Below are 13,672 nucleotides of genomic sequence, written 5' to 3' on the forward strand. Positions count from 1 at the left end.
ATCCTATGAGAAGAATATTTCAAGATTTAAATAGCCGCAAAACCTGGGAAATCGACTGTGACGGGAATCGCATTGTTATGTCCAATAACGGAGGCAAGCCTCGAGAGAAGGTGTTCGATGCCCCGGGAGAAGCGACAAAATATGCGGAGAAAGAGATGTGGAACAAGCTAAAAAAAGGCTTCATTTATAGAAATTCCGAGGCAGCGCCAGGCACTCCGTTGTTTCACCTTTATATCGGGGTTGGTTACACCGGTTCTATGCCGTTGGCTGCGATTGCGGACACCAATCAGTTCTATGCTGGATATGTGGTCGGCCAATTTGAAAAGGAAGAAATCTATCATTTGGACGAGCATGGGCAAAAACAGCTCACTTGGGAGTTGGTAGGCAATCATTTGATTTATGATATGTTTTATTGTCTGGAAGCGGGCGAGCTTCTGATTAATGACAGCCATCAGATTTCAGGAATTTCCTTGGATGGAAGCGTTCGTAGTTACACCTCGTTTACATATCATAACAGCACGCTCTCCCTATCGGGAAACCGTGGGCTTTGGTACGATGAATCTCATTTAGTGGTGACAAACCTGCTGACGCAGGAACGTCTATATCAGACTGAGGCAACACCAGAAATCGTTAATGGTCACAGTCCCCAGCTATGTGCCGCCCTATCACGAAACGGGTGCTTAATGGCCTATTGTATCAAAAATGTCCGCGTGATTAGTTCAAAACATGAGAATATCAACATCTGTGATACGCAAAAGGGGAGTCCCCAAGTCGGCAATCAAACTTTGTGACAGCTCCTTGTTTTTGCTGTGTTGTCCGGCATTTACGCGCAAGTCTGTTTGCTGCTTCCCGTCTGAACTTCCGCTCCCCGGGTCTTTAACAGATAAGGCAGCAATGAAATAAGTCCCATTACAGCCAGGATCGCACCAACCCATAAAGGGGATGTCAGGCCAAAACCTTGATCGATAGTGAATCCTCCGAGTGATGAGCCCACAACTATGCCAAGGTTGATTATGGAGACATGAATCGTATTAACCAATGATCCCGCACCGGAGGAGCGTGTAACTCGGGTCACCATAGCCGGATTCATTGGCACTCCTGCAAGCCCGATGACGATTACACTGATTACTACGATTACTGGGTGGTCAGCGAATAGGCCAAATATAAGCAATGCGGAAGCAAGCATAATCAAACCTGTAGTTAAAATAGGCATCATATATCGATCGGCATACCTTCCTGTGATGATATTCCCGAGAACAGTAGCCGCCCCATAGATACCAAGCAAAAGCGGAACGGTCTGCTCTCCAAAACCTGCAACATCGGTCAGGATTGGAGAAAAATAACTGAATGCCGCGAAAGTAGCTCCAATAATCAGCATGCTCGTCGTGTAAGCAGCCCATAAGTGACGGTTGTTGAAGTCTTTGAATTCTTCCCGTATATTTACGGATTCTGCAGATGACGATGAAGGAATGAGCCATTGTGCCAGAATTGCGGACGATAGCACCAGAACGGCGACCGCCCAGAAGCTTGCGCGCCATCCAAAATACTGATCAAATAGCATGGCAAAAGGCAGACCGATCGCAGTAGCCACCATCAAACCGCCAAGAACGATGGATGCTGCACGACCGCCGGACTCCGAACTTACAAGCGTTAGAGCTAGCGCAATAGAGACCCCAAAGCAAGCAGATGAAGCGATTCCGGTAATTATCCTCGCTACCATCATTATCTCATAGTTTGGTGCTAAGGCTCCCAAGGTCTGGCCCGCAAAGAAAACAATAGCAAGCACCATAAAAGCTTTTTTACGCGGGACCTTATACAATCCCACTGTAAGAAGCGGCCCCCCCATAATCATTCCGGCGGCATAGGCGGAAATAAGATATCCAACTGCTGCAATCGAGACTCCGAAATCCCTCGACAATGAAGACATCATTCCGGCGACCATAAATTCTGAGGTGGTCATGGAAAATATCATGAGGCCAAGTACATAGATGACTAACGGCACGCAAACAACAACTCCTGTCAATTTTTTTGTATTAATCAGTACAAAAGTAAATAAAAAAAAATTTACTCGAATTAGATCATTATCAGGTGAACATTTTTTTAGATAATCATACACTTTTGTATTATTCAGTACAGAATTGTACAAAAAAAATTATGTGTACTTTTCTCTCTAAAAAATAGTATCTAGGGTTCCGTCAATGATCCGTTCCGCCAAAGCGTAATTCATCGTAGCTGGAAAGATAACGCGAAGTCCATAGTAGCTGCTAAGGAACATTCCGGCAAGCTCATCAGTTGATTTCACATTAGAAATTTCGCCCGTTTCCTGGCCCCTGCGGATCGCTTTCCATATCGCTTGTTCCAGTAAATCTACATGTTGCTTGAAGATCTTCTCGACGACAGGGTCATTCTTTGCCCTTTCACCCGCCGCATTAATCAGAAGACAGCCTCTACTGTCAGCTTCCTCACCCTTCGGAATCTCCCACTCCAATAACGAGCGGAGACAGTCTTTTACTGGGCCTTCTTGCTCCAATATTTCGATTTGCGCCTGAATACCCACTTCATGATAACGCCGAAGGGCATGCTCATACAATTCGTGCTTACTGCCAAATGCGTTATATAAACTTCCTCTGCCGAGTCCAGTTTGCTTGCAGAGGTCATCCGTTGAACAGGTTTCATAGCCGTTCGTCCTGAACACTTCCACAGCGGCATCAATAACAGCGGTATCTTTAAATTCGCGAGGTCTTCCACTTTTGCTCATGAACCTGCATCCTTTCTTAAGAATAAGCTGTAATTAGAATACGCATTTTGTACTGTTCTGTCAAATATATCTCAAGCATAATCCCCTGCGAAAATCGCAGGGGACTCCTTTGTCCTGAATAAGTAATTTGGAAACCGAACCGCGCAGTCTTCTTAAGATTGAATCAGAATCTCGCCAGTCGCTTTGTTCCATTTCAAATCAATACCCAGACCTTCACAGATGATCTCCAGTGGGAACAGCGTCGAGTTGGACATGTAAATAATTTGCGCCGGGGCCCCTGACTTCTTGCCGTTGAAGTATACTTCATTCGGCTTGCCCTGAACTATTGAAACGTTCCGATCTCCGTAAGCGAAGCTCCATTCCGTATTAGAACGAGGCACAGCCTTGGGATCACTCGCCTTTACTTCTTTGTGTGAAATACTTACACCCATCGCTTCAAACACGCTGGTATAAGGTACGTACAATTTATTATCCATCAAACCTGAGGTGGCATAGAAGTTGATGTCTTCTCCATTAACCTTCCAAGACAGGGCTTGTTGTACAGGAGTGATCATCAGCTCTGATCCGTTTGAACCGCTATTTTCTGTTCCACTGCCCGTTGCGAGTCCCGCGTTATATTCGCTAGACCAGGCCAGGAATTGTCCTTTTTTATTTAGAGCAAAGCCTGTCTGACCTGTCGTTCCCCAAATTGCAGAAATGTCAGTCAACCCTTTGACCTGAAATGGCTTGGCCTTGCTTCCAGAGTTGTAGTTCCACTGCCAAACCGTACCGTCTTGCTTAAGAGCAAATAGACGGTTATAACCTGTCTGAATATCAGAAATTCCTTTTAACCCACTGACTGCCGTGAATTTCTGACTCTTCTCATTCAATTGAAGTACTGTTCCATCCTTACTAAGCAGGAAGATGTCTCGCCATGATATAGCAAATCGGGATACGTCCGCTTTGAGAAATTCAGGTTCTTTTATCTCGTTCTCAGTCCGGTACCTTCCGTAGAAGTCATTATATATATTCAGCGAGCTCAACTTGCCATTCTGATCCAGAAGCAGTGCTTTCGAACCCATAATCTGCACTTCTTTTATCCCCGTAACTCCTTTTAAAGGTACATACTTGATCTGCTTGATATAATCCGAGTCATAAAAAATATGCCACAATGTAGCCGTGCCATCCTTATGCACTGCGATTCCTGCGGAACCGTTCGTACTGATGCTTGCCACGTCGCTTAGACCTTCAAGCTTGGATGGAAGTTCTCTTTTTTGAAAAGGTAGTACAGGATCATCGTTCACATATTCGGAATATCCCTGTCCCCAGGCCCATACCTCCCCCTCAGCTGTCACAGCAAATGAAGTACTCTGCGCTGCAGCAACCTGGGTTACATGCGCAAGTCCAGCAATCTTCTTCGGTATATACTGATGAATGCTTGTACCGTCCCCTACCTGGCCGAACTTATTGTATCCCCACCCGGCAACCGTGCCGTCGCTCCAGGCTGCGATTCCAAATGCATCTCCGCCTGCGGCGCTAACGACTTGAACCGGAGCATCCGCCTTAACTTCATGACCGCCCGGCCATAAGCTGCCGATGGCCAGGAAAGCTATAATGAACCATTTTCCGAAGATATCCCTTCGCTTCATCTAACTTCCTCCTTCAATCCATCAAATATTCTACCAAGCCATAATACCATATATTGGATGACATAAACATAAAAAGCCGAATATCCATATAAAAGAGACAGTCCCCCATCGTCTATTAAAACGGGGGACTGTCTCTCATAAATAAGTAGACAAAGAAATTATTTAAACGCCGGCAACCAGCTGCCGTGCGCTTCAATCAGGTCGTCACAGAGCGAGACGATATCATCGATCGACAGCTCGGCAGACGTATGCGGATCAAGCATGGCGGCATGGTAAATATGCTCCTTGCGTCCGGTGACGGCTGCTTCAATGGTCAACTGCTGCGTGTTGATATTTGTTCTGTTCAGGGCGGCCAACTGCGGCGGCAGCGCTCCTACATAAGTTGGGGTAATCCCGGATGCATCCACTAGACATGGCACTTCCACGCAAGCTTCGGATGGAAGGTTCGTAATTAACCCGGTGTTCATCACATTGCCGCCGATCTTGAACGGCTTGTTCGTCTCAATCGCTTCCATAATGTAAGAGGCATACTCATGAGTTCGGACATGCTCAATGCTCTCGCTGGCGAACAGCTTCTCACGCATTTCCTTCCAGCCCTTGATCTGTTCAATACAGCGGCGCGGATACTCGTCAAGCGGAATATTGAAGCGTTCGATCAGCTCTGGATAGTTGCGCTTGATGAAGTAAGGATGGTACTCGGCATTATGCTCAGACGACTCTGTTACATAATAGCCAAAGCGCAGCATCAGCTCAAAGCGTACCATGTCATGATGCTTCTCCTTCTGCTTCTCCGCCGCCCGACGCTTAATCTCAGGATACAAGTCTACCCCGTCCTTCGTGACTTCGAGCAGCCAAGCCATATGATTAATACCCGCTATTTTCGACTGAACCCCTTCATGATCCATGCCTAATGATTCAAGCAATCCTGGTACACAGACCTGTACGCTGTGGCACAGCCCTACAGTACGGATTCCGCCGACGGTATTCATCACATTCGTTAGTACCGCCATCGGATTCGTATAGTTCAGGAACAAGGCATCGGGGCATACCTCCTGCATATCCCGTGCGAAATCAAGCATCACGGGAATCGTACGCAAATTGCGGAATATCCCCCCGATTCCCAAGGTATCTGCGATGGTCTGACGCAAACCATACTTCTTCGGAATCTCAAAATCCGTAATCGTACAAGGATCATAGCCGCCAACCTGAATGGCATTAATGACAAATTTGGCGCCCTTAAGGGCTTCCTTCCGATCATGGTACGCCTTGACTGTGCAGTTGCTTCCAAGGGTCAGTCTCATGCTGTTCAGCAATCTCTCGGAATCGCTTAAGCGCTCCTCATCTATGTCATACAAAGCCAATTCATAGCCTTGCAGAGCTTCTGTCAGCATGACATCGCCTAGCACATTTTTAGCAAACACCGTACTACCTGCACCTAGAAAAGTTATTTTGGACATTGATCATCGCCTCCATGTCATAATCTATCTTGAGTATAAGCGCAGACAGAAGCAAGGAACATGGAGCAACCCATGATTCACATGTCATAATCCAATATGTATATAATATTTATAGCGATAAACCTGTGTTTTACCTGTTATAATGTAATATATAGCTTCTACTCATTTCACGAACGAAAGGACGCTGCTGCATGTCCCGAATCAATGTCACGATTAATTCCACGATGCCGCCGGACCGACTGGATCTTAACCTGATCTTCTTCGGCAAAGAGGAGTGCTTGCCTAATCATTCCTGGGGTCCAGGGGTACGTGATACCTATATTCTTCATCATGTTCATAACGGATGCGGTGTATTTCATAGCGGCAATCATAGCTATTCCCTATCCGCCGGTCAAGGCTTCCTGATCGAACCAGGAACTATTGTTCATTATGAAGCAGATGAGCTTGATCCATGGACGTATTCATGGGTCGCCTTCAACGGTCTTAGCGCTAAATCATTCATGAGACGTGCTCAGCTTGAAGCGTCCCAACTCATTTATGATGCGCCTCATAACCCTTATTTTGAATCCTTCTACGATGATCTGCTGGCCGTTCATTCCGAACGAAGCAGTGATCTGTTAAACCAGAGCATTCTTTATCGGCTAATTGCCGAGCTCATATCCTGCTCTGAGACCTCTTCCGAACAGTCCAAGCCTTCTCCCTCCAGAGATGCTTATATCCAGCAAGCGATAGGTTTTATAGAGAGCAATTACAGCCAGAAGATTACGATTCAGGATATCGCCGCTTTTGTTGGTCTGGACCGGACCTATTTATCCAGCCTGTTCAAGGCGAAATACGGCAGCTCCCTGCAGAGCTTCCTTGTAGAATACCGAATGAAACGAGCGACTGAACTGCTAGCTAGCCCGGAATTGTCCATCAGCGACATATCGCGCTCAGTCGGCTACACGGACCCATTCATTTTCTCGAAGATGTTCAAGAAGATCATCGGACAATCCCCTAAATATTTTCGCGGGAACTAGCCGGCAGGAAGCTGTCCAACGCTTCATCCAACTCTTGCTGCTCCATCTCCCTCAGCCAGGATTGCTGAATATGGAGATGATAGCTTCCGCTTCCATGTAAGTAGTTATATATGATCTGAGCCTGGTCAATCTCTTCTCTACTTATTTGAACTAGGGCCTCCTCAGAGTCTGAATCTATCATAAAATATTGCAGGATTTTGGGCCGGATCTCCGCTGCTAATAATACTCTCTGTTGTCCATCTGTAGGGAGAACATATTTTTGACTAAATAAAATTTGGTTCTGTCTAATCAGGAAAAGCTTGATCGTAGTATCGTCAATATACTCATAGACGACGGTGCTGAGATTCTGCGCTGAGAATTCGATTACTTTTCTCTTACTTAACAGAAAGTTCACGGATTCTATATGATCCCTCCATCTCGCAGCCGCTTCAAACTCAAAGTTCTCTGCGGCCATTTGCATGCACTGTTCCATCTCATGAAGAAGAGCTGAACCGGAACCTTGAAGCAAGCTCACGATACGATCCATGATCCGCTCATACTCCTGCACAGCACTCCCGCCGAGACAGACTCCAAGACATAGCCCAAGAGAATAATTTAAGCATGCCCTCTCAGCTAACGGCTGACTGCAAGCAATGTGATAACACTCCTCGATACTCTGAATGGCTCGCTGAACCGAATGTTTACTGGCTGTATACGGGCCGAAATATATGCCCTCGCCGTCGCCACCTGGGGTGTCAGTCACTTCCATGCGCCGCAGTCCGGCCTTATTCCGAATCGCTACATAGGTATAAGCGAGCGGATTCTTCATCTTCCTGTTATACATCGGCTTCAGTTCTTGAATCAGTCTGCACTCCAGCATAAAAGCTTCAAATTCTGTATCGGTATTGCGATACTCCAGCTCAGCAATATGGGCGACCAACTTGGCAATCTTCGGCGAATGGGACTTCGAATTGTGAAAATACGACTGAACCCTCCGCTTCAACTGTTTGGCCTTGCCAACATAAATGATCGTTCCCCGGGAATCCTTCATCAGATATACCCCCGGCGTTAAGGGCAAATTTCTAACCCGTTCTGCTACATGCGTGTTCAATCCTAGTCTCCTCCAAATCTCCCTGCTTCTCATTAGGTCAAAATATCATCCAATTTATAGTCAATTCGCTCATCTAATCCATGCTTATGTAGTAATTCTACTATTTCAATCGTTATAGATTAAGAGGTTATTATCGACAATATTGAATATAGAGGTAGCTATGAGAAAAATTAGCCGCAAAATCGGAAATACCAACATGTTGCTAGCCTTCATCATTTTTTTGCTGTGGATGATTGTTCTAGGGGCGCCCGGCTTGCCGTCGGTTTACGCCTGGTTTCTGTTAAAGCTCGTTATGCCGTTCCTCGGCTCCGCAGGCATGCTGATCAGTCTTGTCATTATCGCGATCAATCTATCTAAGGGAAGACGGCTTGCAGGTCGAATAATCACTTTTGGACTATGTACGATTATGGCGCTGCATCTGCTCCTCACGTTAAATATCATTCCAATGCCGTACCCCGCACAAGTCGACAGGACTAAACCAGCCGTTACCGCCACATGGCCTCTTGCCGGGCCGACGGTTGTCGGCTGGGGTGGCAAATCCACACATACCAATCTTCCCCATGTCATATGGCCGTCAGAGCGCTGGGCATATGATCTACTGATGGAGCCATATAGTACAGGCAGTACTAATTTTGAAGATTACGGGATTTGGAATCAAGAAGTACTTGCCCCTGTATCCGGTACAGTCATCGCTGCATATGACGCAGAGCCCGATATAACGCCCGGTTCGGAGGATGTATTGTCTATGGAAGGCAATCATGTATATTTGAAAATGGATGAGACCGGGACTTATCTGCTACTAAACCATCTTCGGCAGAATAGTGTCAAAGTTCAGATTGGGGACCATGTTAAGCCAGGCGATGTCCTGGGTCGGGTTGGCAATAGCGGATCAAGCTCTGAGCCTCATCTGCATATTCATCATCAGCGGCAAAATCCTTTGTCCACTCCTCATCCCATATTGGCGGAGGGGCTCCCGTTATATTTCGCAGGAACCGATGCAGAGCCTATGCCTGAAAAAGGAACTGTCGTCCTTCCGCTTCAGTAGCGCTAAATATAAAGACTCATATTCTTCGGGCCTGCTGGCCCTGGATATGAGTCTTCTACATTCAACAGGATATTCGCTTCATAAACGATCACTCCGTTAGCTGCTTCAAATCCTTAAAGTTCAGCTTGATCGTGTTCTTGTCGCTAGCGATAATCTGGTTATCAACCAGCTGATAAGAAGCTTGAATCGGGTTCAGCAAAGAAGCAGGAGAGTTGTCAAAAGTTGCCAGGAACATAATATAATCGCCATTCATTTTAAGCTCGGTCGAATCATTGACCTTGAAGATCGTCTTCTGATTCTCGCCGCCCACCTGTTTTACTTGTATAGTCTCCTTCTCCGTCACCTCACCCTTATAGACCTTCTGAATCTCCACATCATAAATGGTGTATGGGATCAGCGGACTGTCCACGGGATCGGTACCCGGATTCAATTGCGCATCGGTGGGATCGGAAGGCTTCTGAGCAACATTCAGAAATTTGAACGTAGAACTTAGTATCCGCCCTTCAACGATGAGGTCTGCCCGATTCTCGAGTTCCCCTATGCTGCTATATTTTGGAAAAGAGGCATCAATCAATACTTCCTGCTTGGGAACCACTTCGGAAGTTCCGTTGGCAGAAGTCTGGGAATCGCTAGACTTTGCTTCATTAGAGCTGCAACCAGCAAGCAGCGCCATGGTGAGGCAGAATACCCAGAACACAGGAATCCATTTACTTTTATTCATGCCCATCCTCCTCCAAGTCCTCTAAATTAATATACCGAATTGACGTCATTAATGTCATACTGTTGCGGGGTCGTTACGGTATTAAAATTGTTGGTATACTTCATAATCGAAGCAAGCGTTGTATTGGGGTTATCCTTCAAGAAAAAGCAATGTCCAAATTCATGAACCGTGGTCCCTTTGACGAAATTGGAGAAATTCGTAGCATCTCTGGCGATTGTTCTGGCATTTAATTGGATGGTGTATTTATAAGGGGATTTCCATTGTGTATTCAATCCGTACCATGTATCCGAGTACTGGGCAGCTGTAATGGAATTCGAGGAAGAGCTCAAATAACCGATAGTAACCTTGGTTGCAGTACCATTCCAGGCGGAGATACCATTGGAGATCGGTGTCTTCCATGTATCATTCAGGTTATCCGGATACTTCACATCGATTCCCGCTTTCGGGCTTCCGATATTCGTTAATTCTGCATTTGCCTGAAAGCTATGGCCGAGCAATAGTGGAAGTAGAATGACAGATGAGACCGCTAATTTCATAATTCTAATTTTCAAAATTCTCACCTCGCATAATTTTTTCTTGAACCACTCGGTTACTTTGACCGACGTTGATGGGCATGAGTATGTTGCGCTTACTGCCTCTCCTGTCTCCCCTTAATACCGCCTCCTAACTACCTATTAATCTCTTTTTTTACTTATTTAGTATAATTTTGTTTCTATCAAAGTTTATACCATATTATGCCTATTATAGCAATATGATCTATCCTCCCATTCGATAGTTTAACATCAGCGGGAATACTTACACTAATAACAAAACCCCGCGCCTAGGCACGGGGTTAACGAGAAACTTAATACTAAGTAGGGTTAATCGAAGTATACAGTTCATATATTCTGGTCAGCTTCTCCTCTAAATCCGCAAAGCGGACGAAACGATCCTCTCTCAAATATTCCTTGCCCTCGACGAACAAGAGCAGTGTAGGTGCTGTGAAGATCGATAAATGTCCAGCGATCTCTTCCACTTCCAGCGCATTCACTTGTCCTAACTCTACTTGCGGAAAACGGTTCAATAACGTTTGCAGCTTAGGTAGTATCGCATGACATACACTACAGTCTGGTCTTGAAACATATAGAAAGGATAGCTTATGCTCGTTAATGAAGGCTTCTACCTTCGCATATGAATCTAATTCTTCTAGTTTCTTCATAATTTCCTCCTATTTCTCTTACTGGACTAAGAGCCGTGAAGATCTTTGTCCGGATGGGTGATCAACCGTATTAAATACTTCAATTGAATTAATTTAAGTCATTCTCATAAGAAGTCTCATCCGTAGAAGAGATCCACTTTGCGTAGAGAACTGTATTATCGGAGACGATGCAGGTTTCAAAGTTCCATGCTGTCGTATAGCTTTCGTCTGTATACCAGCCGTCGAATTTATATCCGTTCCTCGTCGGATCCGTTGATGGTTTGGATGCAAGACCGCCAACAGGTACAGCCTGATGCTGAATATAGCTTCCTCCCAGCCCCGTTTTAAACTCTACAGCCTTCAGGCCTTCATTCCCAATTTGATGCACACCAATATCAAGCACATCATCAGGCCGAATGGCATTTCCAAAGAAGTCGCGTGTCAAAGAGAAAATTTTGCTTAGGTCCCGTCGTCCTTCAAGAGTTTGATCTGCCCGAAATCCAGCGCCTACGGAAATATTCTGGTCTGCTGAATTGAGCTTGAAGCCTGCTAGCTTAGACACGTCAAATTCGGAGCGGACAATCGCTTTGCTGATCCCAGTATTTCCATAAACGCCTGAAGCAAATTTGCTTCGATCGATCAGAGTTTTCGGATAAATGATATTATAATCGAAACTGCCATGTGTCATGACGCTCTTTGAACCTATGTCGAAAACACTGACCGTATCCTTGCCGTACAAAATATTGTTATAAAAATGGCTCCAGATCGAACCTGTGCTGCCTGTACCGAATATTCGCGTCGTGTTTGCGCCAAGCTTGAATATATTGTTGTGAATAATCGGGTAGTCGGCGCCATTTGAGCTTCCGCCAACCGCATAATAGAACAAATGCGAGTATGCCGCTGATCCTTCATGGGGACTGCCATCATCAATACTAATGTTGTAACGCACCTTTATAATGGCGGGATATCCGCTCTTGGTCCAACCATCCGGGTGGAAACCTGTATTGCGAATTCCTTCGTTGTCGCAGCGGATTGCGGTATTGCCCTCGGCCAGAATATCGTCGATATAACCGTAAAATATAATGCCGCCAGGCCACCTTGGCACCGCCATAGGACTGGTGAAGGGCATTGACATCATGTACACAAGAATTGGTCACGTATACATGGCTTTTTTTGCTGGCCATAAAGTTCTCCGGAGTACGCTCCTTAAGCGTCTTTAGCGTAATTATTCATAATCATAATTCCGTTGCGCCTTATTTCCCATTGGGAACCAAGGTTTGTCACTTCAAGCCCGTCGATTTCCCAATATTCCTCGTTCACGAGCTCAACAGCGCCGGAGGCTAGACGTCTTTCTACCGGGTTAGTGTCAAAATTATAGTACGTCATCCGTTCCGAATGGAATCTGGTTATTGGTTTATCACATATAAAAAGAAACCGCTCCTTTTGGGTAATTGGTAGTGTAACCCAAAAGCGGTTTCTTTTTATAGTTTGACTTATACTACTAACCTATTGCGAGCAATATACAGCAAATTTACGAATGATCGGATTAGCAACAGACTCCGTAAGCCGTAACCGGATTTTTTCCGCATTTATCGGTGTCAAGGCATCGATCTTCTTGTGGCCGATTGCGCTGCCATGAACGATCTCCTTCCATTCACCATCAGCATGGACTTCAAGAATATATTGACGCACCCGTTCCCCGTACTCTATATCTTCCATCAGCACGACATGATCAATCAACGCAGCTTCGCTCAGTTCCAATTCAAGCATCTCACCGCAACCCTCAATCTCAGCCAGGGAATGACTGAATCTACGTCTGATCTCCTCTCCGAATTCCAGCAGGCGCTTGGCATCTACCTCAGGCAGCAGCCCACGATCGTCCGGGGAGACGTTAAGCAGAAGTGTCGCCCCGTGACCCACCGAACGATAATATATATCCATCAATTGCTCTAATGACAATAAGGAATGCTCATCATTCGGATGCCAGAACCAGTGATCCTTACGGATCGGTACGTCGCATTCCGCCGGCACCCAATCTGGGGTCTCCGGCAGCCACTGCAAGGATGCTTCACTGAACATGCTTCCTTTCGCCGTCTTTGCCGTGTTCCAGCACGGGTATGGGGCAAGTCCATCCTCATTACCAACCCAGCGTATCGTCGGAGCGCCCATATTGAAGATCATCGCCCCTGGCTGGTGCTGCTTGACAAGACCGATGATCCGCCTCCAGTCATATTCACGGCCTTCGGAGCCAGCGCCGTCGAACCAGATTTCCACCAGTGGCCCGTAACCAGTAAGCAATTCCTCTAATTGACGGCAATAGAAGTCGTCATATTTCTCGGGATCCGAGTAGCATGGCTCGTGTCTGTCCCAGGGTGACACATAGATGCCGAAGCCCATCCCTTCCTCACGGCAGGCATTCGCACATTCTCTAACAACATCGCCTTGTCCATTCTTCCAAGGACTAGCAGCGACGGAATAATCAGTCGTCGAGGTTGGCCAGAGGCAGAACCCGTCATGATGCTTCGCTGTCAGAACGAAATAGCGGAATCCAGCCTCTTTTGCCGTTCTAACCCATTGCCGTGCATCCAGTTCCTTCGGATTGAACAGAGCAGGTGAATCATTGCCTTCTCCCCATTCTTGATCACAGAATGTATTCATTCCAAAATGACAGAACAAGCCAAGCTCCTTATCCTGCCAAGCTAGTTGCTCTGGGGTCGGTAGAGCCATAACATAATCCGATGCCTGCTTCTTCAATTCATTATTCATTTATATTTACT

At 46.1% G+C, this 13,672-nt stretch carries 13 protein-coding genes; 3 read left to right on the forward strand and 10 right to left on the reverse strand.

The window, feature by feature from the left end:
• Nucleotides 1–5 precede the first annotated feature (5 nt).
• On the forward strand, nucleotides 6–791 hold the full coding sequence (locus tag ABD014_RS13065; RefSeq protein ID WP_343861671.1) for a hypothetical protein: 786 nt from the start codon (nucleotides 6–8) through the stop codon (nucleotides 789–791).
• 32 nt (nucleotides 792–823) lie between these two features.
• Here ABD014_RS13065 and ABD014_RS13070 read toward each other — a convergent pair whose 3' ends face one another.
• From ABD014_RS13070 to melA, 4 genes are all read right to left on the reverse strand, one after another.
• Nucleotides 824–2,002, reverse strand: coding sequence for an MFS transporter (locus tag ABD014_RS13070; protein WP_343861673.1), 1,179 nt, complete (start codon nucleotides 2,000–2,002; stop codon nucleotides 824–826).
• A 168-nt stretch (nucleotides 2,003–2,170) separates the two neighbouring features.
• Complete coding sequence (locus ABD014_RS13075) at nucleotides 2,171–2,758, reverse strand: TetR/AcrR family transcriptional regulator (RefSeq protein WP_343861675.1); 588 nt, start codon at nucleotides 2,756–2,758, stop codon at nucleotides 2,171–2,173.
• Between the two features lie 152 nt (nucleotides 2,759–2,910).
• On the reverse strand, nucleotides 2,911–4,386 hold the full coding sequence (locus ABD014_RS13080; protein ID WP_343861677.1) for a stalk domain-containing protein: 1,476 nt from the start codon (nucleotides 4,384–4,386) through the stop codon (nucleotides 2,911–2,913).
• A gap of 158 nt (nucleotides 4,387–4,544) precedes the next feature.
• The gene (gene melA / locus ABD014_RS13085) at nucleotides 4,545–5,843 is read right to left on the reverse strand and encodes an alpha-glucosidase/alpha-galactosidase (RefSeq protein WP_343861679.1); all 1,299 of its coding nucleotides are present in this window, start codon (nucleotides 5,841–5,843) and stop codon (nucleotides 4,545–4,547) included.
• 191 nt (nucleotides 5,844–6,034) lie between these two features.
• Here melA and ABD014_RS13090 point away from each other — a divergent pair, with 191 nt between their 5' ends.
• Nucleotides 6,035–6,862 (forward strand): AraC family ligand binding domain-containing protein, encoded by an 828-nt coding sequence (locus ABD014_RS13090; RefSeq protein WP_343861681.1) that lies wholly within the window; start codon nucleotides 6,035–6,037, stop codon nucleotides 6,860–6,862.
• On the opposite strand, the gene ABD014_RS13095 is transcribed toward ABD014_RS13090, so the two are convergent.
• Nucleotides 6,840–7,952, reverse strand: coding sequence for a GIY-YIG nuclease family protein (locus tag ABD014_RS13095; RefSeq protein ID WP_343861683.1), 1,113 nt, complete (start codon nucleotides 7,950–7,952; stop codon nucleotides 6,840–6,842). The two genes, ABD014_RS13090 and ABD014_RS13095, sit on opposite strands and share 23 nt — an antisense overlap.
• Nucleotides 7,953–8,112: 160 nt before the next feature.
• Here ABD014_RS13095 and ABD014_RS13100 point away from each other — a divergent pair, with 160 nt between their 5' ends.
• Complete coding sequence (locus ABD014_RS13100) at nucleotides 8,113–8,997, forward strand: M23 family metallopeptidase (protein ID WP_343861685.1); 885 nt, start codon at nucleotides 8,113–8,115, stop codon at nucleotides 8,995–8,997.
• A gap of 88 nt (nucleotides 8,998–9,085) precedes the next feature.
• Here the strand turns inward: ABD014_RS13100 and ABD014_RS13105 are convergent, their stop codons facing one another.
• From ABD014_RS13105 to ABD014_RS13125, 5 genes are all read right to left on the reverse strand, one after another.
• Entirely contained in the window at nucleotides 9,086–9,718 is a 633-nt protein-coding gene (locus ABD014_RS13105) for a hypothetical protein (protein ID WP_343861687.1), read from the reverse strand.
• A gap of 26 nt (nucleotides 9,719–9,744) precedes the next feature.
• Nucleotides 9,745–10,269 (reverse strand): zinc metalloprotease, encoded by a 525-nt coding sequence (locus ABD014_RS13110; RefSeq protein WP_343861689.1) that lies wholly within the window; start codon nucleotides 10,267–10,269, stop codon nucleotides 9,745–9,747.
• A 299-nt stretch (nucleotides 10,270–10,568) separates the two neighbouring features.
• Entirely contained in the window at nucleotides 10,569–10,916 is a 348-nt protein-coding gene (locus tag ABD014_RS13115; RefSeq protein WP_343861691.1) for a thioredoxin family protein, read from the reverse strand.
• Nucleotides 10,917–11,004: 88 nt separating this feature from the next.
• Entirely contained in the window at nucleotides 11,005–12,033 is a 1,029-nt protein-coding gene (locus tag ABD014_RS13120) for an InlB B-repeat-containing protein (RefSeq protein WP_343862118.1), read from the reverse strand.
• Nucleotides 12,034–12,401: 368 nt separating this feature from the next.
• On the reverse strand, nucleotides 12,402–13,661 hold the full coding sequence (locus tag ABD014_RS13125; protein WP_343861693.1) for an alpha-L-fucosidase: 1,260 nt from the start codon (nucleotides 13,659–13,661) through the stop codon (nucleotides 12,402–12,404).
• Nucleotides 13,662–13,672 lie beyond the last annotated feature (11 nt).

The organism is Paenibacillus motobuensis (assembly GCF_039521865.1).
In the GTDB taxonomy this organism is placed as follows: Bacteria; Bacillota; Bacilli; order Paenibacillales; family Paenibacillaceae; genus Fontibacillus; species Fontibacillus motobuensis.

What these genes read in the sequence shown, in the direction of transcription:
- ABD014_RS13125 (WP_343861693.1), bottom strand. Translation starts at nt 13,661, where the DNA reads ATGAATAATGAATTGAAGAAGCAGGCATCGGATTATGTTATGGCTCTA.
- ABD014_RS13115 (WP_343861691.1), bottom strand. Translation starts at nt 10,916, where the DNA reads ATGAAGAAACTAGAAGAATTAGATTCATATGCGAAGGTAGAAGCCTTC.
- ABD014_RS13065 (WP_343861671.1), top strand. Translation starts at nt 6, where the DNA reads ATGAGAAGAATATTTCAAGATTTAAATAGCCGCAAAACCTGGGAAATC.
- ABD014_RS13120 (WP_343862118.1), bottom strand. Translation starts at nt 12,033, where the DNA reads ATGATGTCAATGCCCTTCACCAGTCCTATGGCGGTGCCAAGGTGGCCT.
- ABD014_RS13100 (WP_343861685.1), top strand. Translation starts at nt 8,113, where the DNA reads ATGAGAAAAATTAGCCGCAAAATCGGAAATACCAACATGTTGCTAGCC.
- ABD014_RS13075 (WP_343861675.1), bottom strand. Translation starts at nt 2,758, where the DNA reads ATGAGCAAAAGTGGAAGACCTCGCGAATTTAAAGATACCGCTGTTATT.
- melA (WP_343861679.1), bottom strand. Translation starts at nt 5,843, where the DNA reads ATGTCCAAAATAACTTTTCTAGGTGCAGGTAGTACGGTGTTTGCTAAA.
- ABD014_RS13105 (WP_343861687.1), bottom strand. Translation starts at nt 9,718, where the DNA reads ATGAATAAAAGTAAATGGATTCCTGTGTTCTGGGTATTCTGCCTCACC.
- ABD014_RS13090 (WP_343861681.1), top strand. Translation starts at nt 6,035, where the DNA reads ATGTCCCGAATCAATGTCACGATTAATTCCACGATGCCGCCGGACCGA.
- ABD014_RS13080 (WP_343861677.1), bottom strand. Translation starts at nt 4,386, where the DNA reads ATGAAGCGAAGGGATATCTTCGGAAAATGGTTCATTATAGCTTTCCTG.